Raw genomic sequence first — 26,004 nt, forward strand, 5'->3', positions numbered from 1 at the left:
CAAGGACTTAGGAAGTCTTAATCGTTACAAACTTCAAAATTCAAAGGAAATGGTATCTATTTACAAAATAGCGTTGCTGGCAATACATGGAACTACCCTGGCAATAAAAGGTTTCTCCCAGATCCCGACCGATTCCCTCGCAGGAGAGTATTATCTGCAAGGCGTCATGGAAACCGCAACAGCCATTTTACTGAAGCCCGACAGTACTTTTGAATACTTTTATTCCTACGGAGCGGTTGACAGGCAGGGACAAGGCCTCTGGAAAGTAATTGATAACCAATTAATTCTGAACAGCAGACGAAAGCCCAAAACTGACTACGCCATGCGGACCAAAGTAGTACCCGGCGATTTTATAACCATCAAAATAATATGCGGTAACCCACAGATACTATCCCTGTTCGATGTCACGCTGTATACCGATGAGGGCGAAAAGTATGGCAGTACGAATTCTGAAGGAATGTTAAAAATGAAAAGGTCGAAAGTAAACAGCATTGATCTATTCTTCACGCTTTGCCCCGAAAGGTATTCCTCTTTTCCAATAAATTCAGCAGATAACTACTTTGAATTTAAGGTTGAGCCATGGTTCGCCGAGATATTTCTGGACAACGTAAAACTCACCATTACAGACACCGGGCTTACCGGTGAGCATCCGTTACTGAAGGGATCCGATTTTAGCTTTATCAAGGCGAACTAAACCTTGGAAGGAAATCCCATCATTTCGTCCGTGACTCCCTTAGAACGAATAAATCACCGTTCCAAACGTCAAATTAAGGATATTATCCAAGCCAAAAAGTTCGACTTCCAGAAATTAGATATCCCTTTCTATCCGTTCCATTTCCTTTATAATCTGAGCGGTAACATACTCCACAGTTCCATTACAATCAATCCTGATCCACTTTTTTTCCTTCGTCAGGTTCCGATAAAAGTTAATGGTTGTTTCAAAAAAAGCTATATCATCTGTTTTGATCATATCCCCCCTGCCATCTTCCCGTTGTTTGTATCGTTTCTGAGCGACTTCTGGAGATATATCAAAAAAGAACGTCAAATCAGCATAAAGATCCCTGAATGCCAAGTGGTCGAATACATCCAGAATAGCGGGCTCTAACGTGGATAGCTCACCGAAAAATTTATGGTACGCAAAAAAAGTATCCCTCCACCTATCAGCCAGGATGTAGTCAAACCTGTTGTAATTTTCAATCACTTCCTGATATTGAACACAATGTAGCGCCTGAAATATGAATGTTTTAGCATTATCATTCGTGTATTGTAAAGTATTAAAAAATGCCTCCGTATTCCTCCGTCGGTCATCTTCAAAAGCCTTCGTTACGAAACACGATTTTCCCCGAGAATCCAAATAGTTCCTGACATTTTCTATTTGAGTGGATTTCCCTGCCCCGGCAACTCCTTCAAATGCTATAAATTTTATCTTGCCCATCTCAATAAGTGCTGATTTATGGTGATTGGAATCCGCGTAATCATTAAAAACCATGCGTAATTTACAGGAAGTAATAATTCCTTATTCCTGCAACGTGTAATTTATTCACTTTTACTTATAAAATGGCCATGGATCCCTCCAGGTCAATGGGTGATTATTCCCCACAAATAACCAATTGATGTTACTTTGATTTTATCTGTTTTCGTCCAAATCTTCGGTGGTCTCTGTTTACTAATAAACAGTCCTAGAAATATCCTTGTGTGAAAACAGATCACCGCTGGGGTACCGGCGCCTCGGTCAGATTTTCACCATTCTACCCAGAAAAGAAACATAAAAGCGTCAGGCGTTTTGAATCCCTCCTTCCCGGAAATATTCAATAATCCCCTTTTGTAAATGGCTTATCTATACCTTAATTCTTGGCGTAAAAACGGGTGAACTGGCATAAAAATGAGTCCGATCCTTCTATATCATCCCCAGAAAACAAGCCGCCTTCCAAGCCATTTTCGTTAACTGTTTTCCAGTATGATGATACATATAATAATTATGGTAAGTTCAGATCTTATCTTACAAATTATACTTATAATAATGTATTAAAAGTATATTACTTATTTAACTTAGTTTATTTATTGAATGTATTTAACAGTACTGTCGCCGTTAACTTTTAATAAATGGATACATATAAGATGTATCTTACTTTCAATACTTAAAAATAGTCTGATACATACAGAATGGCCATTACAGCGAATAAAAACTCAAATACAATTTGTTGATTATAAGACACATAAGCAAAATACATCATTGCAAACCTCGGAGATACTAGTATGGTGGAACAGCCACTCACCCAACCTCTCCTCCAATCATTTGCCTGATTTCATGTATACCTATTGTCCAGTACGCAACGGTTATTCGTTTCTCACAACCTTCTTGTGTCCAAATTGAAGGCAGCAACATTGATCAGTTTTGTCAATAATGATCGTACCTGAGTAGTTTACAATCCAAGTGACATACCAACGACGCACACAATCCTGCCAACGAGCGTTAATCATCCTCCGTGCCTCATGCAACCCGCAAGCCTACCGGCTGGCTATACTCTCAAGTGCAGATGAAAACTTGTCCGACTTGAAATTGATCAGGGCTTCGTTCAGGCATACCTTTCCATAATACAAACGTCCTTCGTAAGTATCCAGATCCAACTCACCTGACACTATCAGCCCCGTCACTTCACTTTGCCTTACGGTTTCAAAATCTGCATTGTCCGCATATCCCAACGGCTTACATGAAGCAGCAAATTTGAGCATCAGCAACCCTTGGTATAGATGGCATACCTGCTGCATCAGAAAAAACTTTGCGCGGTTTACAGGGGTGATTGGGCCGTCAAAATAATCACTGAGCAACCATTCCGTTTCCGCTTCGGTCAATGCGAACGACTGGCCCAGCAGAGCCAGGTCTGCGTATCTGTCGCCGGTAAAAGCACATTCCCAGTCTATCAGCAGCAGTTTGCGCTGAACAGTACATAAGAAATTAGTTGGATGCAGGTCATTATGGCAGGACACCCAGTCGTCCTCCGCAACCCTATAATTCGTCTGAATCAGGTGATAGTCTTTTAAAAGAGGATGGATAACCTCCTCATCAAACATTCCAAAAGATCTGAACTGTAAAATAAGCTGTCCCACAGCTTCAACAAAGTTGAATAATCCTGGAAAAGAGGGCAAAATGTGTACTTTTGCTACCAGATCAGCCAGTTTCCTTACCAGCAATCCGCGGTCAGTAAAACTTTCAAATAAAGGATGACTTTCAACCCATTCGCAGATCACAATTCCAGTTTCCGAATCTGAATAGATCGTTTGAGGAGCCACATCACCAGCCGATGCAATCCGAAGACTTTCAAAATGACGTCTGGTATCAGCTATTTCAGCATGGCGGGACGTTATCCGCAAGAAATATGTTTTGCCCTGGTGTGAGAGTTTATACAGCAGGGCTCTGGACGTTCCTTCACCTAACAATTCACTCTGTATGGCATCTCTATCAGTGAAAACGGCGATAAGAGTACGTTCCAAAGCCCGACGGATGGTGTCAGGTAACAGCTCAAAATGGTTTGCGGAAGTCTGCATCAGATTTACTTGTATGAAAAAAACATTTAGAAATTTTGCCCTAGCCAATTGTCCCGCCCAGCTCTGCCAGTGCTTTTGTTAATTCAGACAATCTTTTATTATTTACATTTGTCAATAGCTCTCCCGCTATCTCTTCTGCGATGATGCATGCCTCCGTTAAAACACGTCGCCCAGCAACCGACAGCTTCACATAGCTAACGCGCGCGTCCCGGCTATTGGCTTCTCTGCGGACCAAACCTATCTTTTCCAGAGGGGCTAATACCCTAGTGATACCGGAAGCGGTCAAACCAATTTTATCTGCCAGATCGGTACGCCTAAGCTTTTCGTCAGGAGCCTCTCCCAACTGATACAGGATCAGAAAGTCTGTCATGCTGATTCCTTGTATACTAAGACGAGAATCAAACTTTTTTACCATAAGAGTCTGAACAATATTCAGATTCATAAACATTTTTAAAGAGGCCGAAATCTCAGGCATATCGCGTTAATTTATTTGATTAATATTTGTGTATTAATTGACTTATCAAGTATTATGCAAATATAATAAACCGTATTATACTGACAAACAATATTTTAAAAAAGCTATCCTAGTACTGTAATTGAGGTGGAGAAGTTTGATGACTAATAAAAAATGAAAAAGTTGGCTATCACAAGACGGAGCTCATTGCCGGGAGCTGTATCTTCTAACAAAGGTCGGAGCCGATAGTTATGTTTACTTTTATAAATTCTATAATTAGTGAAAGAATTTATAAAAGTAAATCAACCTATATTATCTAACCCGCCTGTTCTCGCTTCCCCTACTGATCCCCGCCTGCGTTAGACTGCTAACTGAAATATTCCAGGTCTTCTAATGGATTTAACGGTACAGGGCTACTTAGGGCGGAGCCCCCTTTCCTGCATGGCTGGTATCGGATCGTCGACCGAGCCCTACTGACTCATACAGCATCAGAAAAGATGATTTAAAATATTAAATCATCTTAATTGACATTATTAAATAACCGATATTGTCTTAGCCTGAAATCTCTAAATGAAACAGTTCGTCTTCCCTTAGAATCGAAAAACGGAGCACTACTCCCCGGCTGAACCGCTGTAGTAAAATCTTAGCGCAACCATTTTCACCATATTGCGCTCATGCAGGACATTAACTTCCTGAGCGTGAAGCATCCTGCACCTGACCTGTTGGATGGAATTGGCCTTGGTACCTGGCTTGTTCAATTTTAATTTGCTTTAAAAACTGGGCCGTTACGGACCGACGCACTGGTAAACCTGCTGAAATTGAAATTCCCGAAGGGTGGTTACGGTGGAAGCTCAGCCACAAAAAAAGGCCTGCCAGATGAGCTGGCAAGCCTAACCTAATTTTCTACAAAAGTTGAACGATCCCGTTCTGCTAATTTACCACCTGTGCAAGCTGAACGTCCAGCCGGATATCAACCGGTCTGTCGTTGGCACCATATTGAGAGTTATATCCACTTCCCGTACCGATACCAACACCCATACCTCCACCCATGCCAATTCCTCCGCCGAGCCCGATGCCGATACGCGGCGAAATCCCTGATTGGGAAGACTGCCCTTCTACCTTAATGTTAATCCCAAGCATGGGCCTGTCTCCGATTTTAAGATCCATGTGGTTAAAAGGAATGATGATCTGCTCGGTCAGTTCATTGTTTTCATCCATGGAAATGCGGGATTTGATACTTCCTTCTCCCGCCACCAGGTTGATCGAATGCTGCCCGTCTCTATCTTTCCAGAGTGCCTCTTTGTTGTAGGAATCCAGCAGAAACTTCAGGCCAAGGCTGTTCGGCATATCGGTATCTATGCGGCGTAACGCCTTTCTGTCCTCCTTCATTACAACCGGAAACTGAAGATAATAGGCATCTTTCCTTTGTCCCTCAGGACTGAAAGAGATCCGCAGGCCGTTAGCCAGTATCTTGTCAATCGTACTGGGATCTTTGGTTTTCAGCGTGATGTATAAAAATTTATCATCGTTGATAATACCATAGGAAATCCGGGAACGTGCATCCTGCTTATCTGGCTTTACTTCATCTACATATGAAAAGGGAGCATTCCATCTTGATTCGTAGGTCATTCTTTTGGACGAACTGCAAGCGGTTACCACTGCCAGAGACAGCAGCAGTACTATTGAATTTTTTGTTTTCATTGGCGTTGTCAAATACACTTTATTGTACCTCGTAATAAACGAAAATCGCTTACAAATCATTACGATGGACAATCAAAAAACGTTGCAGTCCACTCCTTTTAACTATTCCTTATTCATCAGGATACCGATTTTTTCGTGAAGCTGCATGGGTTCAAAAGGCTTGGATAAGGTGTCATTCATCCCTGATAGGATGGCTTGCTCAATTTCTTCGGGAAGTATCGTTGCCGACAGCGACAAAATGGGAGTGTCCAGCCCTATTTCATTACGGGTATAGCGGGCAGCCTGGAAGCCATCCATTTCGGGCATACGCGTATCCATCACCACCATATCATAAGTGGTGGATTGCAGCTCTCTGATCGCTTCTTTGCCGTTCAGTACCAATACGGTATCAATTTGCCAGGCAGCCAGATATTTTTCCAGCAGCAGGCCATTAATACGGTTATCCTCTGCAATGAGGATTTTTTTGCCAGGAAACGGAGGCAACTGGTGAAAAGGTATATACTGAGATTTCTTGTTGATTTCCTCCTCCACATTTTCCAGTTCCAAAGTAAAGAAAAACTGGCTTCCGCTTCCCAGTTTGCTTTGTACCTTTAACTCGCCTCCCAGCAGATGAACCAGTTTCTGAGAAATGGTAAGCCCTAGTCCTGTACCGCCATACTGATGCGAAATTTCGTCGGAAGCCTGCCCGTATTCAGAGAATATGTTCGCAACATTGGCCTCGGATATACCAATACCACTGTCCTCCACCGAAAACCGAAGGAGATATTTGCCATTTTTGGACCCCTCGTTTTTAATAATCAGATTGACATAACCCTCTGTTGTGAATTTCAAAGCATTACCTACCAGATTCAGCAGTATCTGATTCAGCCTCATACCATCCACCATCACGCAGGCCGGTACGCTTTCGTCTACCGTAAGATTTATTTTCAAATCTTTTTCGTCGGCTTTAAAACGCATCAGGTCAACGATTCCTTTGCCGATATTCCTCAGGTCAGTAGCGCTTGGAATAATGGAAAACTTGCCCTCGTCTATTTTAGATATATCAAGAATATCATTCAAAATATTCAGCAATGAGGACGACGACTGTAACAGCATCTCAAGCAGTCCTTTCTGAGATTCATCCAAAGCTGTGGTTTCAAGCAAATTACCGAGCCCTATAATGCCATTCAGGGGCGTACGGATCTCATGGCTCATATTAGCCAGAAAGGATTCCTTGGCTCTGCGGGCCTTTTCTGCCTGATTTTGCGCCTTAATCAGTTCTCTTTCATGCGCTTTCCTTTTTTCAATATCATGCAGGTTGAGAAACAACACCCTGTTTCGATACATCAAATGAAGTTCAAGCCAGACATGCTGACGGAACGTACCAAAAAACTGATCTTCCAGTACAATGGTTTCTCCCGATACATAACTACGCTCAATCAGGATTTTCTGAAGGGGGGAACCTTCAGGTGATACAAGGAGGTCAATGATGGATGTGTTCAGTAAACTTTCCGGAGTATGCCCCAGGACGATTTCTACGGATGGGTTTACGGACAGGATTTTGCCCGATTCTGGTACTACCGTCGCAATGATATCCGGTGAATTGGTGACAATGGCGGCATAATTTTCAAGCATTCTATTTTTCTCCCGGATTTCTCTCTGGCTCCTGGCCAGCTTCACAAGCGCATCCACCTTGGCACTTGTAATATAGGGATCCAGCGGTTTATACAAATAATCTATTGCTCCGGTTTTCAGTCCTTTAACTGCATACCTTGTCTCCTTGGAAATTGCCGTAACAAAAACGATCAGAATCTCCTTGGTCTTGGGATTAGACGCCAGCGTTTCGGCAAATTCGAAACCGTCCATCCCAGGCATTTGAACGTCCACAAGTGCAACACTGATATCGTTTTCCCAGACAATCCGCAGGGCATCATTGGCTGATGTGGTGGCATAAATCTGAATATCATCCCGATTTAATATCGCACGCAGAGAGATCAGATTCTCCTCTCGATCATCCAACAATAGTATTTTCGTATTTTCCATTTTTCATGAGCGTTATTAAAACGTAAGTGGGTTATCTTCTGGATTAAAGCATTGACCATCAGTTACATTTTGACATTGGCCTTACCTAACTTATTTTCTGATAGATATTTAGCTTTGAATCGATTATTTTAAAGTGTTCTTCAATCCCTGAATTCTTAAAGCTCTCTCTTTTACCAATACATAGAAAACCGAAAATGGCCAGGCTCTTGTAAAGGTTCAAAAACACCTGCCGGCGTTGTTCAAGGGTGAAGTAAATTAATACATTGCGGCAAAATATAAGATGGAACTCATTAAAAACACCATCTCCTGTAAGATCATGGATTGAAAATACAATATTTTTTCTAAGTTCAGGTATCATCACTGCTTTACCATACAGAACCCTGTAATAATCGGAAAGGGAATGAGTGCCGCCCGAGAGGAGGTAATTTTCCGAAAAACCCCTCATTTTGTTCATATTGAAAATTCCCTCCCTGCCGGTATTCAGTACCCGGTTGCTTATATCGGTTGCATAAATAAAAGACCTGTCGTACAACCCCGCTTCCTTCAATAAGATACCCACAGAATATGGCTCTTCGCCGCTGGCACACCCGGCTGTCCAGATTCTTAGCGTTGGATAGGATTCCAGGTAAGGAAAAATGGTACCTCTCACCCTTAGGAAAAAATCTACGTCCCGGAACATCTCGGTGTAATTCACAGTGAGCTCCTGTATAAAATCATAAACCACGGAACCTCCCTCACTTAAGCCTCCCAACAATTCCGTAAAGTCTACAGCATGTTTTGTCATATAACGAGATACCCTCCGTAACAGCGAAGGACGGGAATATCCTGAAAAATCAAATCCTGAAATGTGACGGATATGGCTGATCAGTACCTCAAGATCATTGGTTTCAATACCTGTAACAGTCATTTTCACTAAGCTGAATGAAGCCAAACCTTGATTAAGGAAAGCAATTTATCGATATCAATAGGTTTCGAAATATAATCACTTGCGCCCGCAGCGATACATTGCTCCCTGTCGCCGTGCATCGCTTTTGCCGTTACAGCAATAATGGGTAGCCTGGCCCATTTGCTGTGTTGCCTGATCCGCCTGGTTGCTTCGATCCCGTCCATTTCCGGCATCATAACGTCCATCAGTACCAGTTCTATGCCTTCATTCTCCTCCAGTTTTGCAAGTGCTTCTACACCATTTGTAGCAATAACGAGTGAAAAACCGGACTCCTCAAGAATGGCACTAAGCGCGAAAATATTCCTCATATCATCATCTGCCACGAGTATCTTCTTGCCTACAAAGGCACGGTCAGCATTTACCACCGGGTTACTGAATGAACCCGAATGCGTTGCCAGACTTGGCAAGGGCTCAGGTTGAATGTTTCTTAAAAACAATTTTACCTCATCCAGCAACCGCTCATTAGACTTGCGGGTTTTCATGACAATAGGGTGCGCATATTTCATGATTCTGGCTAGGTCAGCCTGAGAAAGATCCTCGGCCGTATTAATGACAACCGGAATTTTACTTAATTCGGGATTTGCCTTTATTACATCAAGGAGCTCCAGACCGTTCATATCTGTCAGATGAATGTCCAGGATAATACCGTCCACGATATTATTATTGAGAATATCCATGGCCTCCTTCCCGGTATAGGCGTATAAAACGAAAATACCGTTTGCCACCAGAAACTCTCCCAGGTACTTGCTCTGAAAAGTATCATCTTCAATTAACAATATCCGTTGTCTGGAGAGATCCTTGCCTTTCAGTTTCAAAAGATCAAAAATCTTTTCGGCCGACTCCCTGTCCACCGGTTTTTGCATAAAACCGATGATACTATCCTTCAGGTCTAAGGCCTGCTCATTGTCCCCCGCCGAAACAATATGCACCGGAATCTGCCGGGTGAACGGATCGTTTTTGATATGGTTCAAAATTTCCTTGCCTGATATGTCGGGCAGATGCATATCCAGCGTAATTGCCGTTGGTTTAAAGGTTTTGACTAACCGCAGCGCTTCTTCACCCGTACTTGCTATCACCACCTCAAATCCACTTTTACGTGCCTTTGCAGCCATATCATTGGCAAAGACCGCATCATCTTCGATCAGCAGCAACCGGTGCCCCTCCAAACCTGTGTAAGCACTGCTTTCGATTACATCTGGCGAGGGATTTTTAACAGGTTCTGTAACCACCTCTCCGGGATTCGCCAGATAAGGGATCGTGAGTGTAAAAACAGAGCCTACGCCCGGCTCACTTTTAAGCCCGATGTTTCCGCCCATCAAAATGGAAAGCTCACGGCTGATGGAAAGTCCAAGCCCGGTTCCTCCGTACTTCCGGCTGGTAGAACCATCCGCCTGCTGGAAGGCTTCGAAAACCGTATTTTGCTTGTCGATCGGAATCCCGATACCGGTATCAGATATTTCAAACTGAATGGAATCGGAGCACTTCCTGATCTTAAATGAAACGGTACCCGGAGCAGACGTAAATTTAATGGCGTTGGAAAGCAAGTTTCGCACGACCTGAAGTACCCTGACCGGATCGATCCATAGTGAATCCGGACAATCGTCCGACTTATCCAGCACCAGACTGATGCCCTTGTTGTCAGCAACTTTCTGGAAGAGGTTACGCATATCGGTCAGCAACGATTCCGTTCTGACCTGCTCAAAGTTTAATTCCACCTTCCCCGCTTCCACTTTGGCCAAATCCAGGATATCGTTGATCAGCGTCAACAGATCATTACCCGAGTTATAAATCACAGAGGCATAGTGCTGTTCCTCGCTGCTAAGCCTGGTTCCCTTGTTCTCTTCCAAAATCCTGGAAAGAATCAGAATGCTGTTCAGGGGCGTTCGGAGTTCGTGACTCATATTGGCAAGAAATTCGCTTTTGAATTTTCCTGCCCTTTCAAGTTCGTCGGCTTTCAGCTGGATCTGATCGCGCGCCTCTTCTATCATATTCTTCTGTTCTTCCAGCATAAATGCCTTTTCCTCAAGTTCCGTATTGATCTGCTTGAGTTCTTCCTGCTGCACACGAAGTTCCTCCTCCGAAACCTGAAGCATGGATGTCTGGTTGGTCAGTTCTTCATTGATAACCCGCATTTCTTCCTGCTGGCTGGACAGCTCCTCCGCCTGAAGCTGAGTTTTTTCCAACAACTCCATTGTAATCTGCCTGGCTCTGGCGGCCACAATGGCAGCAGAAATACTAATGCCAGCCATATCAAGCGGCTTTAAAAAGCGCATTCCTGGGTCAGTCAAAAAGGCTATTTCAACCAATGCAACCACTTTGTCATCAAACGTGAACGACTTAATAAAAACAGATCCCGGGCTTGTGCTGCCTACGCCAGTCCTGACTTTGAGATAACCAGGGGATATGTCGATTTTCTTCATATCTACCTGATCTGCCAGCATCTGCCCTAATATTCCCTCACCGCTTTTAACAACTTTCGGGATATCAGCAGTATTGTCCACTCCGTACGTGGCGGCCAGGTCCAGGTAATCGCCCGATTGGCTGATCTGGTACATCACTGCCACCATAGCGTTACTGGTTTCGGATATCTTTGTAAGCAACCGGTTGGCTAGTTCCGTTTTGGTAGGTTCACCTCTCAAGGCCACACCTATTTCAATAGCAGCGTTTAATACCCAGTTTCTTTCCTGATCCTCAGCCGACAATATCTCAAGCCTCGAGTTGGCTTCATTGGTAGCCCTTTCCGAAGCCACCTGCGCCTGATAGGTATTCCGGATCAAATAAGTCATTATAAACACCACCATCAGAAATATTCCATTCCCGAAAATGATGAACCGCTCGGCAGTTTGGGAGCTGTCTACCACATTTCGCTCCCTAATGGCAAGTAATTGCTGTTCGGCACGCTGTATCTCCCGGAAATTCGCTGCAATCCTGTCTGACAAATACTTCCCCTTAAGTACATTTGCTTTTAACCACGTAAGGTCCTGGGTATCATGCTTGATTCTGTCCAGTTGGGCATTCATCTGTTCCAGTCTTACCTGGACCAGGTTTTCCAGCGAATCAAGCCTGGCCAACTGTTTCGGATTATCAGAAAATAGTTCTTTGAGTTTTTCATGGTTGATCCAAACCCGGTCAACCGCCTGCCTGTATGAGTTTTCGAACAGGACGTTTCTGGATAATCCAAATCCTCTGATGTTTGTTTCTGCTAAAAGTATCAGATTTTCAGCCTCATTGGTCGTATTGAGTACTTCGCGGGTATGGTTGAGCACTGCTGAATTCTCCTGCTGCAGCCGGAGGGCCTGGTAAGAAGTGGTACCGACAGTGATAACCAGGAGAATGGAAAAGATAATCCCAAGTAAAATCTGCTTCTGAAATGATAATCGCATCATAATATTTGGCAACGGAAATCTGACAGAAATTATGGATAGATGAACCGTACCGTAATATAGTTCGCTAATTTTAGCGCAATTTTACTACATCTTACTGGAATATATCTATAAAAGTTTCTACAAAGAGCACATTTTCAGGAGAAGTTGGAAGCCTAACGTTCACCCGAATGGGAATTATTCCATAAATTCATATTTTAATAGCTAAAAAACTGATTGTACACCATACAACTCCCCGATTAACGGCCCATCTGGCTGACATGATTACCGCAAATATTACTACCGAATCCATTCAATCTCATTGTTTTCCAAAGTTATAATAACCCCTCTGGAAGCTCGGCCGATACCATTAAATGTACATACCAGTTTCCTGATGTGCCTCCTTGGCTCTTCATTCCCTTTTCCCGCAACGATCCTCATCAGCACCAGGCTTCCGTCCGTCATTTGAACCGCTCTGTCCACATGCAGCATGCCTCCACCTGGAATGAGCATCTCCTTATTGATACTTACCAAATTCCGGTCATCGTAGAGCTCCCTGAGTGAAGGCTCAGCAAGAAGTACCTGCACAGAAGCCAATAGGAGCTCGGCCTCCTGCTTGGTTACAATGCCTTCCGAAATAATTCTCTGAACCGTTTTGGGTAATTCGGACACCATTCTTAATGTCGTAAGCAGATAGGCCGTTTTCTGAAGTTTGTCATGCTTTGGCTCAAAGGTATTGATATCAAATATTCTGTCGGCCATACGTCGCAATCTTAACGACTGGCTTCTGTCATTACTGAGTATTTCATGGACAATAAAAGGTTTCGCTTCCGATTTCGAATGGGTGTGAAAACAATTTCCGAAGCCCTGGCTGAGGACAAAAGTGGTTTCTTCATCCGACCAGGCCGGATGTGCGTCGGGCCGGGACAGAAAATCGTGCAGCCAGTGACTGACCCGCTGGCCGGAAGTCCAGCTTTTTTCCTTTTTGGCAAGAATATAAAGCTGCTGTACGGATCGTGTGAACGCTACATACAGTAGGTTCAGGTTCTCCACCAGCGTACGTGTTTGATGCTCAGTATATTGCCCGGCCAGCACCGAATTTTCAAGACCTTTCCCTACAGAAACCATTGAACTCAGAAGCCGTTTTTCAATACCGGTATCACTGAACAAACGGAGTTCTTCATATTGCGCATCGTCCAGATCAGCCCAAAGGCGGTCCAGAGGGCCGGGAGTAACCTTCCAGTCGGCATAGGGGATGATGACGACCGGATACTCAAGCCCTTTGGACTTATGAATGGTGGTAATCCTTAGCGCATCGGTGTCTGCGGGGATAGTAATGGAAGTTTTGTAACGAGCAGTATCCCAGAAAGTAAGAAAATCGCCGAGGTGATTGCTTTTTCGGTTACCGTAATCCAGCACCACATCCAGGAACCTGAACAGATACTCATTGTCTGAGCCATTTTCAAACAGTCCGAATCGCTGAATCAGCATCTCTGAAAGCTCAAAAACGGATATCTGCCGCATTCGGAAAGCGGTAAGTTCAATTCCCCATCTGGAAAAATAGGCTAGAAATGCATCCAATCCCAAAGAAGCGGCTAGGGAGCGAATGGCCTCATACTCCGAAGCACTAGGATTTTCCTTCAAGATCTCATGATGAAATAAGTACGCTGCCTCATATCGGGCCAGTTTATGGTCAGCACTGTGCAGCACCTTCATAAACGATACCACAAAATGTACCGAACGGGAATAGGCCAGCGTGAGCGCATCGTCCGAAATAAGGGGATATCCGTGCTGCCTGAGCTCGTTGGCCAGGGCGGCGGCATCCTTTTTTTTTCGACACAAAATGGCAATATCCCGCCAGTTGAAACCTTCTTCCCTCAGTTGAGCTATGAGTTCGGTGGTTCGGAGCAGGATGGCGTCTGGCTCATCTCCATTTTCCCCAAACTCTGCCTCGATAGGTTCATTTTTCAAAAATTCAACTTGCACGTGCCCGCCGTGTTTTACACCGGCAGGTATCTCCTGCTGGAAATTTTCATCAAAAACATCTTGTACCAGAGGGTATTGCTCACCAAGATTATCAGCAACAAAAGAAAAAAACTGGTTGTTAAAAGCAGTGATTTCATAATAGCTGCGTCTGTTGGTTTTCAGATGATCTACCGCCAGATTACTGCTCAATGCCATCAGGCGCTCAGAAACAAAATGATTATCACCCAGTTTGTCGGTCAGGCTCATGATCTGATCTTTGGAGAGATGTAATATCAGGTCCATGTCTCCACCCCGAAACCGGTATATCGACTGTTTTGCGTCTCCCACTACCAGATTGAAGTACCCCTCGCCCAATGCATTTTCGATCAGTGGAAGTAAATTGGCAAACTGGAGCTTAGAAGTATCCTGAAATTCGTCCAGCAGTATATGGTTATACTTTTCTCCCAGTCTTTCAAAAATAAAAGGAATGGGCTCAGACGACACGATTTCTAATATACGCCTGTTAAAATCCGAAATATGGACCTGCCCATTCAGCCGTAGCAGGATATCGAATTCCTTGCGGATTTCTCCCAACAGGGAAAGGCTATAGAGATGCCGGTCCAGCAGCTTGTATAGCGACATTTTGGGAGCATCTTCGCTGCGGATGGTTTCAATTTTCTCAAATGTTTCTGTTAAAACGGGCTTGATTTCATCAATCTTATCTTTGATAAGCGTGGGAGTTTTTCCACCGTACCACATATCCTCTCCAATCGTTTTACGGACATACGCGTTAGGTTCTTCCCAAAGTTTTTGCCCCTCCTTTCTGGACCTGAAATATCCGAATATACCTCTCGCTCCCTGATAGAAGTCTTTGTCTGCCAGAAAGGTAGCAGCAATGGTACCCATGGCGTCCTTTCCCAGATCCGCAATTTCATCATCCTTTTTCCTGATATAACGGCGAATCTGCTTGCGTATCGTGTTCCAGTCTTCCATACTAAAATCCGCAACCCGCTTCATTTTCAGGTATGCCTCTTCGTTGAGCAGCATTTCGGAGGTTTCCCGGATCCGGACGGGCAGGCTTCCCCAACTGCTTCCTTCTTCTGCCTTTTCGCGGTAATAATTCTCCACGATTTCCGTCAGTACCTCTTCTCCCTCCTGCCCTATGCGAGCCAGCAGCCTGTCCACGGCATCGCCGAGGAGATCGGCCTCCAGTTGTGTTTCAAAAACGAATGGCAAGCCCAGTTCGTCGGTAAAGCTGCTTACCAGGCGTTGCGTAAATTTGTCGATGGTCATCACCGAAAAATCAGAGTAGCGATGCAGTATCTGCGTAAAGACCAGTTTTGCCCTGGCTGCTATTACCCAACGGACTTCCTCAAAAAGCTGCTGGTCTTCCTGCGTTGCCGGATATAATTCGGTGATAATATCTCTGAGCATGGGAGGTATTTCACCGGTAACACTTTGAGGCTGAGAGAATATCCTTAACATCAGCAATATCCTTTCCTTCATTTCATTGGCCGCGGCATTTGTAAATGTTACGGCCAGGATATTCCTGAAGTAAGTTTCTGAAGCAGAATGCAGCGCAAGTTTTAAATACTCTTTAGTAAGCGTATAGGTTTTACCCGAACCCGCCGAAGAACTATATACCTTAAACACGATCTGATTTTTTAGATAGAAACCTCCAAACCAATATACACAAAAAAGCAGGCCTAAGCCTGCTCTCCCGAAAATACGTTGTTGCTGAAATTGATTTTTTTACAAATTAAATCTTACTCCTCCCGAAATATTGGGGCTTAGATAAAACGGCCTTGGAAGTAATTCCAAGTAAGTCCCCGCTTCAAGAAAGACCGAGATACGGTTATCGGTAATGTAATATTCCAATCCGCCCAGGGCCGAACCACCGAGGCTGATATTTTTTTCATACTCTCCGTTAAGCCTTTTTGGATAGGATCTGCGGCTGTTGACCTGAGCGCCAAGTCCATAATAAACATGGACCGACTCCGAATTAAAAAGTGGTGTATGCCATAAATAATGGACCTGTACCGAAAGCCCGGCATTTTTATAGCGGCCGTCGTCCCCTCTGTATTTCCTGTCATTGGACAATATCCCTCCGTAGGTACCTACAGTTACGTCTATTGCGTGGATATTATTAAAGTATTTTCTGAAGTTAACGCCGGTTGGCTCGCCGAGTTTAAAGCCAACTGCCCAATTATCATATTGGGCATGGACGATACTAAAACAAAGTGTGCATATAACGGTTAGTGCTAATTTCTTCATAATCAGGTCTAAAAGTATTTGTTGATTGTTCTGTCGGGGTATTTACTTTAAGCAACAACGTTTTTGGATTGAAATTTCTTTAGGGAAGTAACCAGTATTTCGTTTTCTTCTTTTGTACCCACCGTAATGCGCAGGCAACCGTCGCACAGATGTACCCGAGAGCGATCTCTGACAATAATCGTTTCGTTAATCAAATAAGACATAACCGCTTTGGCATCTTCAAATCTTACAAGCAGGAAATTGGCATCAGAAGGAAATACCTTTATCACCAACGATAAATTTTCCAACATCGTACGCAAATGAGCTCTTTCTTTAAGAATTTCTTCCACCATGGCATTTTTCTTCTCCTCCGATTCCAGCCCTTTCAATAAGGCCTGCTGTGCCGGAAGGCTGATATTGTAGGGAGGTTTGATCTTGTTCAGTATTTTGATCAGTTCAGGAGAGGCAAAACACATCCCCGCCCGAAGGCCCGCCAGTCCCCAGGCCTTTGAAAAGGTTTGTAATACTACCAGATTAGGGTACTCTTCCAGCCTTGCCGTCCAGGATGGTGTTTCTGTGAAATCGATATAGGCTTCATCTACAACCACAAGTCCGTTAAAATTTTTCAGAATGGTTTCTATTGCCCCCGTCTCCATGACATTACCCGATGGATTATTGGGAGTGCATATCCAGATTATCTTGGTTTCGGGTCTGATATTTTCCAGGACCGACGCCGTGTCTATCTGAAAATCAGATGTTAACGAAACCTTGTCAATGAACACGTTATGGATAGAGGCGCTTACTTCATACATCCCATAGGTCGGCGGCAAGATCATTACACGGTCACTGCCGGGTGTGCATGTAGCCCTTATGAGCAGATCAATGGGTTCGTCGCTGCCGTTGCCCAGGTAGATCCTGTCAATGGAAACCCCTTTAATGGGTGCTATCTTCTTTTTGATATCAGCCTGATAAGGATCCGGATATCGGTTGTAACTTTCGTCTGTAACTGATCCGTATGGATTTTCATTGGCATCCAGAAACACGCCTACATGCCCGGTGTATTCGTCACGTGCGGAGGAATAGGGCGCCAGGGAGAGTATGTGCGGCCGGAGAATTTTATTCAGGTCAAATACAGTATTCATTCTCAATCAGATAAGTGCTTCCAAATGGCAGCACGGTAATTATTTATTTATGTTAAAAAGCCGTCCATCAAAACTAAATGGCGCTACATCAATGATCTTCACCAGCTCGGCATCCGGGTGAAGCGGGTTAATCAGCATATTATTTTCATTGGGTACTACTGCCGAAGGAACGCGTAAAAGCAACGTTTTCTTTTCCTCCAAAAATGTATCTCCCTTTTCTCTGCTCCATTGCTGGTCCTGTTCCCAGGCAGAAATCAGATTTACACTCTCAGTTATTCCCACATGATCAGGAACATAGAGTACAACAACCACGAAATCAGGAGGAGGAGAAGGTTTTTGCCAATGAACCAGAATTTCCAGCATTGCCAGTGAGCGCCGCGTAGAGGTGTAAAGCATTGCAGAACCCGGGCTGTTCCACCGGCCCCCGTAATGATATGCACCTATTCCGCTGAGATCATCCTGGTAAGCCGCTTTTGTGATCCTGAACAATTCCATCAGGCAAAAATTCCGTGTTCCATTCTGCCGAGTTCTGTTTTAACCAGATCAATCCCGGCATGCGTTCTTAGGTAATGGATAGGCTTTTCGTTACCTAAAGCCAAAATTTCACGGTGAAGCCAATCCAGAAAATATTCATTTCCCAATACCCTGGTACCTACTGCAAAAAGATCAGCCAGGGCAATCAGATGATCAGAAACTACGTTGCTCAGCAAATCTGTCTCATCGTAGCGGAGCAAATTTCTGGGTGTGACAGGCAACAGTGCGATTATTTCGCGTGCATCAATCCCGGCAGAATCTGCCAGGTGCTGGATAGCAGCCTTGGGTATACCTTTTTCGGCGAGAAGAGCCAGGTCAAAACTGTTATTAACAGCATGCTTAAGTACCCCATATCCTCCCAGCCGCTCATTCACCATCCGTACTGTCATAACTACAATCGTTATCGTGAAAAATGTCCTCAAATTTAAGACATTTTTCTTCAATATCAAATATTATTCCAAACTCTTTAACCGGATACTTACGGCATTTCTATGCGCGTCAAGGGACTCTGCCTCTGCCATAGCTTCCACCACCGGCCCCAGGTTACGCAACCCCTGAACCGTAATGGACTGAACCGTAATTTTTTTAACGAAACTATCGACCGAAACGCCGCTGTAAGCCCTGGCATGGCCATTGGTAGGCAGCGTGTGGTTGGTTCCCGAAGCGTAATCCCCACAAGACTCGGGCGTGTAATTACCCAGGAAAATGGAACCGGCATTGATGATCTTTTCTGATATTTTTTCGGCATTCGCAACGCTCAGGATCAGATGCTCTGCCGCATACTCGTTCAGTAGGTCTATAACATCTGTTTCCGATTCCACCAAAATGGCCTTGCTGTTTTCAATCGCCCTGGCGGCGAGGTCCTTGCGGGGCAGCCTATCCATTTGCCCGACCAAAGCCAGGTTAACAGCGCTTAACAGCTTTTTACTGGTAGAAACCAGCAGTACCTGGCTGTCGGCACCATGTTCGGCCTGCGACAATAAGTCAGCCGCCACAAAAGAGGGAACTGCGGTATCATCCGCATAAACAGCCACTTCTGACGGGCCCGCTGGCATGTCTATCGCCACGCCTTCCTTGCTGACCAGCATTTTTGCCGACGTAACGTATTGATTACCAGGGCCAAATATTTTGTAAACTTTGGGAACCGTTTCTGTTCCATAGGCCATGGCAGCAATTGCCTGCGCTCCCCCAATACGAAATGCTTTAGTAACGCCAACCAGCTTAGCAGCGTAAAGAATAGCCGGATGGTCCGATGGCGTACATAGGATCACTTCTCTGCAGCCTGCAAGCTGCGCTGGGACACCCAGCATGAGAACTGTACTGAAAAGTGGAGCAGTACCACCCGGGATGTAAATTCCCACCTTCTCAATGCCGACGCTTTTACGCCAGCACGTTACACCAGGCATAGTCTCAATTTTTCCAACCGCCTGCAGCTGCTTGCTGTGGAAGGTCCGTATATTGCGGTAAGCCTGCTGTATAGCGTCTTTCAGGGTATCGTCAAGCAGGTCGGCGGCTCGCTCCATAGCCTCCGCAGGAAAAGCCAGAGAATCCAGGGTAACCTTATCAAACTTGAAAGCAAGTTCACGAATCGCCTGGTCTCCCTTGTTTTTTACGTCGGCCAATATCGGCGCCACTTTTTCCTCAATCTCCCTGGAATCCTGAACGGGTCTTGCCAGCAAATTTGCCCATTGGCCACGTTCTGGAAAAGCAATAATTTTCATTGGTATCTATGTCAAAAATAAACCAAACCGGACTATGCTCCCGGCTCGCTTCTACAAAATCATTTTTTCAATTGGGATCACCAGAATCCCCTCTGCTCCTGCCTGCCTTATTTTTTCTATATTCTCCCAAAAATCATTTTCATTGATAACCGAATGCAACGAGCACCACCCTTCCTGGGCAAGCGGTAAAATCGTTGGAGAACGCATACCCGGCAGGAATTTGATGATATTGTCAACAGCATCCTGAGGACAATTCAACAGGATATACTTGTTGTTTTTGGCCACCTGAACCGATTTAATCCTGAAAAGCAGCTGATCCATCAGTTCCTTCTGTCCTTCCGACAAATGTTTGCTGGCGATCAGCACAGCTTCGGATCTGAAAATTGTCTCTACTTCTTTCAGACCATTGCTCAAAAGTGTACTTCCAGAGCTCACAATATCACAGACCGCATCGGCAAGGCCAATACTGGGCGCAATTTCCACTGATCCGCTGATCTCGTGGATATTAGCATGCACGCTATTGGCTTTCAGATATTCTCCCAGCAGACGCGGATAAGTGGTGGCAATGCTTTTGCCTTCCAGGTCCTGCACACCTTTGTAGTCATGCTCTCTCAGTACGCCTATGGAGAGACGACATTTCGAAAAACCAAGTTTATGAACCGTATCAACATCGCGGTGCGTCTCTTCTGAAACATTTTCACCTACAATACCGATATGAGCAACACCATCTTCCACGTATCCGGGAATATCATCGTCGCGCAGGAACAATATCTCGGCCGGGAAATTGGTGGCTGAGGTTTTAAGTTTGCCTGCACCGTTGTCAAAACGGATACCGCACTCTTTGATGAGCTTCAGCGAGTCTTCACTCAACCTGCCCGACTTTTGAATTGCAATTCGTAATATAGTACTCATTTATTTAAGGGCTTGTGGCTCAGCAGCTGAGCATTAAGCATTTTGATTTTAATACCTGTTATGGGGCTGGTTCTAAGCAATTCTGGCAATGATATCGTCTACTGATAACTTTTCCTGATCACCTGTCTTCATGTTTTTCAAAGTGAGTAATCCCGAACCCATTTCATCCGAACCGATCAGCACTACATAGGGAATATTCTTACGATCTGCATAATCAAGCTGCTTTTTCAGTTTTACCGAATCGGGGTATAACTCAGCGTTGATACCCGCCAGCCTTAACTTTGGCAAAACCGATAATCCGTATTCAAAAGCCTGCCGGTCAAAATTGGATAACATGACCTTGGTACTCGTTGTCTGATTCTGCGGAAAAAGATTAAGTTCTTCCAAAACATCATAAATCCTGTCGACTCCGAGTGATATACCTACACCGGAAATGCCGGGCACTCCAAAAGTCCCTGTGAGATTATCATAACGTCCTCCTCCTGAAATACTTCCGATCTGAACGCCATTTGCCTTTACTTCAAAAATGGCGCCCGTATAATAGGAAAGCCCTCTTGCCAGTGTTACATCCAGCTCGATTTTAGGATTCTTAAGGCCCAGTTTATCCACCAGATTCCATACCTCCTCCAGCTCGGCAACTCCCTGCATACCCGTTTCGGAACTACCGAGCCAGTTTTTCAGGGCAAGGAACGGATCCTTAGCCGCCGACAAATCAAATACAGGTGCCAGCAATGTAATACTGTTTTCAGAGAAACCGCGGTCGGTCAGTTCTTCTTCAACCTTCTGTTTTCCTATTTTATCCAGTTTATCAATGGCCACACACAACGGGCCTTCCATTCCCTGCGCTCCTATAAGATCCGCAATACCGGTCAGTACTTTGCGGTTATTAATTTTTACCGTGAAATCAGTAATACCAAGCTCCGGGAGAATGTCGTGCAGAAGCAGCACTATTTCAGCTTCACAAAGCAGCGAATCCGTACCAACCACATCTGCGTCACACTGGTAAAACTCCCGGTAACGACCTTTCTGCGGGCGGTCTGCACGCCAGACAGGCTGTATCTGATACCTTTTAAAAGGCATAGCCAGCGTTCCCCGGTTCATCACAACGTGACGTGCAAAGGGAACCGTGAGATCATACCTTAAACCCTTTTCTGAAATTTTAGAGGTAAGGGGTTTGTAACCTTCATTCCAGTCCTTCTCTTCAAGTTTACTACTGAAATCTCCGGAATTCAGTATCTTAAAAAGAAGCTGATCTCCTTCCTCACCATATTTTCCCATTAAAACACTCAGATTTTCGAAAGCAGGTGTTTCTAGCGGAAGAAAGCCATATCGCTGAAAATAACGGCGTATTGTGTCAAAAATAAAATTACGTTTCGCCATTTGTTCCGGACCGAAATCACGGGTTCCCCTGGCAAGAGATGGTTTACTCATTATAAAACTATATGTAAATAACAGTTTATCAGCCTCAACCCGTTGAATACGCGTCAGAAGAACCGATCATTAAAACCTCATTTTCCTATTCAATATCCGTTTTTACGGGCCTAGTGATATTGAAATACCTCTAAAAGCCCCCAAAGTTAGGTAGCTTGTGTAATATTTATGACTATCTGCTACATTATTTCTATAATAATCCTTAATTTTGCGGCTCTTTCACAAAACAATAAATTAAAATGGGAGTTACGGAATTAAAACGTAAAGGTCGCAGAAATAAAGCAGTAGCAAATAATCGTACCGCTAAAATCAAGAACCTTTTGCGCAAACCAGAAGTTCGGAACGTGGATGTTGAGGCTATTAAAGCACAATTTGAAGCAAACAAACAGTAATCATCACTGTCCGCGCAACGATAAATGTTATCCAGCAAGTCCCTGTCAATCTGTTTTGGTGGGGCTTTTTGTTTTCTTGTCGGGTTTGGATTTTCTGCGGGGGGACTTTGAGACGAGTTTCTGATGAAGCTGGCGCATGCTTCGCCTCGCTTCCTTGCGGACATCCGTCAGGATACGGAAGCGCAGGGCTTCGCCGAACAAAAAAAGCCCGCCATTGATCAGAGCAAGGCTGTAAACGCCCAACAACCCCCAAACACGGGCTGGCTCGCCAATACGACGCTGGTGTGCGGCTTCGCTGAGAACGGTGAGGCCGAAACTGAAAATGATCAGCCCTACAGGGGCCAGGATCATCCATTTGGTTCGCGCGGACATTCTTTTGATCAGCTTTTTCCCTGGCGGCTTTGGATCAATGTTTGGGATCATTTATTTACTTTGTTTCCTCATTATGATCCTAAAATTATTAATTTTTAATCAAAAGGCTTCATGAAGGCTATCATTAGTTTAGTATTGCGTTTTATACCCCGTCCTTATCTGCAGCTGGTGGGACATTGGGCAGCTCGTTTTTTAAGTATATTCTATATGGGTAATAAGGTGGAATGCCCTGTATGCAACAGCCATTACCGCAAATTCCTGCCCTACGGACGTAATACTTCCAGCCGTGAAAATGCACTTTGCCCTGGCTGCCTTTCGCTCGAACGCCATCGCCTGATGGGTATTTACCTGAAACGCAAGACCAATTTTTTTACTGCTAATCTTAAGGTACTGCATGTGGCCCCTGAGTATTGCTTCATCGACCGGTTCGAGAAAATGAAAAACCTGGATTACATTACTGCGGACATAGAGTCTCCGCTGGCAAAAGTAAAAATGGATATCCACGACATACCCTTTGAAGCCAACACTTTTGATGTTGCTTTCTGTAATCACGTGATGGAACATGTAGACGACTATATCAGAGCCATGAGTGAGCTGCACAGAGTTCTGAAACCGGGCGGATGGGCCCTGATCCAGTCACCGCAGGATATGAAGTATGAAAAGACCTATGAAGACCCAACGATCACAGATCCGCGGGAAAGAGAGATACATTTCCTGCAAAACGATCACCTGAGGCTTTTTGGCAGAAACTATGGCCAGGAATTGGAAAAAGGTGGCTTCGTAGTTACCGAAGACCGGTTTGTGATGGATGAGCTTTCACAAGCGGAAGTTTTGCGCTATGCACTGCCCTCAGAGGAGATCGTTTATTTTTGTCAGAAAGCCTAACGCTGATAGATATTGCTTTTAAAGCCTCTCAAGAAGGATATTCGATCGTCGCGCCGGTTTCCCGGTGCGATTTTTTTTCCCATAAACGTTTCCATCCCTCCTGCAAAAAACCCGTTCCGTAACCAAAAAGCTGCACAAAAGCTGCAATGACACTGAGTGCGGCCACCTTCAAACGGCTGGTTTTCAGCAAGGCATCCGTAAAAAGCAAAAAGATATATAATCCTAGAAAGAGAAGCCCTGCAAAAAAGAATGGTTTGAAAATGAAAAACCAAAATGGAATGCTGCATACCCCCAGGGTAAATAGGACGGGGAAAGTATGCACTAGTTTGAGTTCCTCCGGATAATACCTTGCGATATTAATGCGGGCTCTTCCGAAAAATTTCAGCTGCCGGAAGAATTGTGAAAAACGTGTCCGGCGCTTGTGGTATATAAAAGCCTCCGGTATCAGGCCAGATTTAAATCCAAGCTTCATGGCTGAAATACTGAAGAGGATATCCTCCCCCATCCGGCTTGTAAGGAAACCTCCTGTTCTTTCCCAAACTTGTCTGGAAAGGCCCATATTGAAGCTACGGGGATGGAAAGTTCCGCCCATATTATTCTTTTTGCCTCTGATTCCGCCAGTCGTGAAAAGCGAAGTCATTGAATAACTGATCGCCTTCTGGATTGGTGAAAATGAAGGGTGATCCGTATCCGGGCCGCCATACAGGTCCAGATAGGTACTGTTTAGTTTGTCCTCAACAATTTGCAGGTAATGATCTTCAATGAGAGCATCAGAATCAAAAAGAATGAAATAATCACCACGGGCACGTTCAAAACCGTGATTTCTGGCAAATCCCTGTCCTCCGTTTTCTTTGAAGTAATACCGGATATCCAATCTTGCAGAAAACGACTGTACCACTTTATCAGCAAGAATTCGGGAGCCGTCCTCTACGACGACAACTTCAAAGTTCTTAAATGTTTGTCGGCATAAACATTCCAGCAAATCCTGCAATTCGTCGGGACGGTTGTAAACGGGTATAATGATGGAATATTTACGCATGACATTCACCTTGATTTTACCCGAGTGCTACTATGACAGACTCCTCGTTTGCTTGTATGATCTGTTCAATATGTGTATCTGTTAATGCCGTTGACAAAAACATGCTCTCGAACTGAGACGGTCCAAGATATATCCCTCTGTCCAGCATCGCATGGAAATATTTGCCAAATAACGGAAGATCCGACGTTTTTGCAGAAGGGAAATCCGTCACCGGCTGGTCGGTAAAGAACAGGGTGTACATGGAACCGATATGGTTGATCGTATAATTAAGTCCCAGCTTAGCCAGCGACCGGGAAAAACCGCTGATCAGTTTATTCCCTGAATTTTCCAGCTGTGTATATACCTCCGGATGTTCGTTCAGATAGGTCAGCATGGTGTACCCGGCAGCCATGGCAATAGGATTACCGGACAGCGTACCTGCCTGATAAACAGGCCCCAGTGGCGACACACAATTCATAATCTCAGCTTTCCCTCCGTATGCACCCACTGGCATACCTCCACCGATTATTTTCCCAAGCGTTGTCAGGTCGGGTGTGATGCCGAATCTTTCCTGTGCACCGCCTTTTGACAGACGGAAGCCAGTCATTACCTCATCAAAAATCAGTACAATACCTTCCTGATCACATATTTTACGCAAACCGGCCAGAAACCCTTCTGCCGGAAGCACACACCCCATATTTCCAACAACGGGTTCGAGGATCAGAGCAGCTATCTGATTTTTATTGGCATCCACCAGCTGCTGAACCGCATCAAGGTTATTAAAAGGGGCCGTTAAGGTATCGTTTGCTACTCCTTTGGTAACACCCGGACTGTCCGGCGTTCCGAAGGTTACAGCTCCGCTTCCGGCTGCGATCAGGAAACTATCACCATGCCCATGATAACAGCCTTCAAACTTAATGATCTTATCCCGTCCGGTATACCCTCTGGCAACCCTTATGGCCGACATCGTGGCTTCTGTTCCAGAGTTGACCATCCTGATTTTCTCTACGGACGGAACCATGGAAACAATCAGTTCCGCAATTTCAACCTCTCTGCGCGTGGGTGCTCCGAAAGAAAAAGAATTTTGGATGGCATCGGAAACTGCCTTTTGGATCAATTCGTGCCCATGGCCCAGGATCATAGGGCCCCAGGAATTGATCAGTTCGATGTATTCATTGCCATCTTCATCGTATACATGTGCACCCCTGGCCGACTTTATGAAAACTGGAGAGCCTCCTACCGCCCTAAAGGCCCTGACCGGAGAATTTACGCCTCCTGGAATATATTGCTGTGCCCTTTGGAACAGGCTTTCACTCACTGAGATATTCATACTCATTCAAAAATTTAC

General features: G+C 44.7%; 21 protein-coding genes. 3 read left to right on the forward strand and 18 right to left on the reverse strand.

Annotated elements, in window-relative coordinates:
- Window positions 1-49: 49 nt before the first annotated feature.
- Complete coding sequence (locus tag KOE27_RS09085; RefSeq protein ID WP_215238576.1) at window positions 50-694, forward strand: hypothetical protein; 645 nt, start codon at window positions 50-52, stop codon at window positions 692-694.
- Between the two features lie 114 nt (window positions 695-808).
- On the opposite strand, the gene KOE27_RS09090 is transcribed toward KOE27_RS09085, so the two are convergent.
- From KOE27_RS09090 to hisS, 15 genes are all read right to left on the reverse strand, one after another.
- On the reverse strand, window positions 809-1,435 hold the full coding sequence (locus KOE27_RS09090) for a dTMP kinase (protein WP_215238577.1): 627 nt from the start codon (window positions 1,433-1,435) through the stop codon (window positions 809-811).
- Window positions 1,436-2,508: 1,073 nt separating this feature from the next.
- Window positions 2,509-3,546, reverse strand: a complete 1,038-nt coding sequence (locus KOE27_RS09095) for a phosphotransferase (RefSeq protein WP_215238578.1) — start codon at window positions 3,544-3,546, stop codon at window positions 2,509-2,511.
- Between the two features lie 40 nt (window positions 3,547-3,586).
- On the reverse strand, window positions 3,587-3,916 hold the full coding sequence (locus KOE27_RS09100) for a MarR family winged helix-turn-helix transcriptional regulator (RefSeq protein ID WP_229252716.1): 330 nt from the start codon (window positions 3,914-3,916) through the stop codon (window positions 3,587-3,589).
- Between the two features lie 1,014 nt (window positions 3,917-4,930).
- The gene (locus KOE27_RS09105) at window positions 4,931-5,701 is read right to left on the reverse strand and encodes a hypothetical protein (protein WP_215238580.1); all 771 of its coding nucleotides are present in this window, start codon (window positions 5,699-5,701) and stop codon (window positions 4,931-4,933) included.
- Between the two features lie 102 nt (window positions 5,702-5,803).
- Window positions 5,804-7,723, reverse strand: coding sequence for a response regulator (locus tag KOE27_RS09110; protein ID WP_215238581.1), 1,920 nt, complete (start codon window positions 7,721-7,723; stop codon window positions 5,804-5,806).
- 85 nt (window positions 7,724-7,808) lie between these two features.
- On the reverse strand, window positions 7,809-8,630 hold the full coding sequence (locus KOE27_RS09115; RefSeq protein ID WP_215238582.1) for a CheR family methyltransferase: 822 nt from the start codon (window positions 8,628-8,630) through the stop codon (window positions 7,809-7,811).
- A 5-nt stretch (window positions 8,631-8,635) separates the two neighbouring features.
- Entirely contained in the window at window positions 8,636-12,055 is a 3,420-nt protein-coding gene (locus KOE27_RS09120; RefSeq protein WP_229252717.1) for a response regulator, read from the reverse strand.
- Between the two features lie 276 nt (window positions 12,056-12,331).
- Window positions 12,332-15,649, reverse strand: a complete 3,318-nt coding sequence (locus KOE27_RS09125) for a UvrD-helicase domain-containing protein (protein WP_215238583.1) — start codon at window positions 15,647-15,649, stop codon at window positions 12,332-12,334.
- Between the two features lie 99 nt (window positions 15,650-15,748).
- Window positions 15,749-16,270 (reverse strand): hypothetical protein, encoded by a 522-nt coding sequence (locus KOE27_RS09130; RefSeq protein WP_215238584.1) that lies wholly within the window; start codon window positions 16,268-16,270, stop codon window positions 15,749-15,751.
- 47 nt (window positions 16,271-16,317) lie between these two features.
- Window positions 16,318-17,391 (reverse strand): histidinol-phosphate transaminase, encoded by a 1,074-nt coding sequence (gene hisC / locus KOE27_RS09135; RefSeq protein ID WP_215238585.1) that lies wholly within the window; start codon window positions 17,389-17,391, stop codon window positions 16,318-16,320.
- Between the two features lie 39 nt (window positions 17,392-17,430).
- Window positions 17,431-17,886 (reverse strand): RES family NAD+ phosphorylase, encoded by a 456-nt coding sequence (locus KOE27_RS09140; protein WP_215238586.1) that lies wholly within the window; start codon window positions 17,884-17,886, stop codon window positions 17,431-17,433.
- A complete protein-coding gene (locus tag KOE27_RS09145; RefSeq protein WP_215238587.1) occupies window positions 17,886-18,314 on the reverse strand; it encodes an antitoxin Xre/MbcA/ParS toxin-binding domain-containing protein in 429 nt (142 codons plus the stop codon). The genes KOE27_RS09140 and KOE27_RS09145 overlap by 1 nt, the downstream gene beginning before the upstream one ends.
- A gap of 63 nt (window positions 18,315-18,377) precedes the next feature.
- Complete coding sequence (hisD, locus tag KOE27_RS09150) at window positions 18,378-19,646, reverse strand: histidinol dehydrogenase (protein ID WP_215238588.1); 1,269 nt, start codon at window positions 19,644-19,646, stop codon at window positions 18,378-18,380.
- Between the two features lie 51 nt (window positions 19,647-19,697).
- The gene (gene hisG, locus KOE27_RS09155; protein WP_215238589.1) at window positions 19,698-20,558 is read right to left on the reverse strand and encodes an ATP phosphoribosyltransferase; all 861 of its coding nucleotides are present in this window, start codon (window positions 20,556-20,558) and stop codon (window positions 19,698-19,700) included.
- A gap of 72 nt (window positions 20,559-20,630) precedes the next feature.
- Window positions 20,631-21,989, reverse strand: a complete 1,359-nt coding sequence (hisS, locus tag KOE27_RS09160; protein ID WP_215238590.1) for a histidine--tRNA ligase — start codon at window positions 21,987-21,989, stop codon at window positions 20,631-20,633.
- Window positions 21,990-22,228: 239 nt separating this feature from the next.
- On the opposite strand from hisS, the gene KOE27_RS09165 reads away from it, so the two are divergent.
- Window positions 22,229-22,381 carry a hypothetical protein gene (locus KOE27_RS09165; protein WP_215238591.1) on the forward strand — a complete coding sequence of 51 codons (153 nt, stop codon included), beginning with the start codon at window positions 22,229-22,231 and terminating at the stop codon, window positions 22,379-22,381.
- Between the two features lie 45 nt (window positions 22,382-22,426).
- Here KOE27_RS09165 and KOE27_RS09170 read toward each other — a convergent pair whose 3' ends face one another.
- Entirely contained in the window at window positions 22,427-22,804 is a 378-nt protein-coding gene (locus KOE27_RS09170) for a hypothetical protein (RefSeq protein ID WP_215238592.1), read from the reverse strand.
- A gap of 60 nt (window positions 22,805-22,864) precedes the next feature.
- Here KOE27_RS09170 and KOE27_RS09175 point away from each other — a divergent pair, with 60 nt between their 5' ends.
- The gene (locus tag KOE27_RS09175) at window positions 22,865-23,638 is read left to right on the forward strand and encodes a class I SAM-dependent methyltransferase (RefSeq protein ID WP_215238593.1); all 774 of its coding nucleotides are present in this window, start codon (window positions 22,865-22,867) and stop codon (window positions 23,636-23,638) included.
- Window positions 23,639-23,666: 28 nt separating this feature from the next.
- On the opposite strand, the gene KOE27_RS09180 is transcribed toward KOE27_RS09175, so the two are convergent.
- Both KOE27_RS09180 and hemL read right to left on the reverse strand, forming a co-directional pair.
- Window positions 23,667-24,677, reverse strand: a complete 1,011-nt coding sequence (locus KOE27_RS09180; RefSeq protein ID WP_215238594.1) for a glycosyltransferase — start codon at window positions 24,675-24,677, stop codon at window positions 23,667-23,669.
- Between the two features lie 16 nt (window positions 24,678-24,693).
- Window positions 24,694-25,986 (reverse strand): glutamate-1-semialdehyde 2,1-aminomutase, encoded by a 1,293-nt coding sequence (gene hemL, locus KOE27_RS09185; RefSeq protein WP_215238595.1) that lies wholly within the window; start codon window positions 25,984-25,986, stop codon window positions 24,694-24,696.
- Window positions 25,987-26,004 lie beyond the last annotated feature (18 nt).

The organism is Dyadobacter sp. CECT 9275 (assembly GCF_907164905.1).
GTDB lineage: Bacteria > Bacteroidota > Bacteroidia > Cytophagales > Spirosomataceae > Dyadobacter > Dyadobacter helix.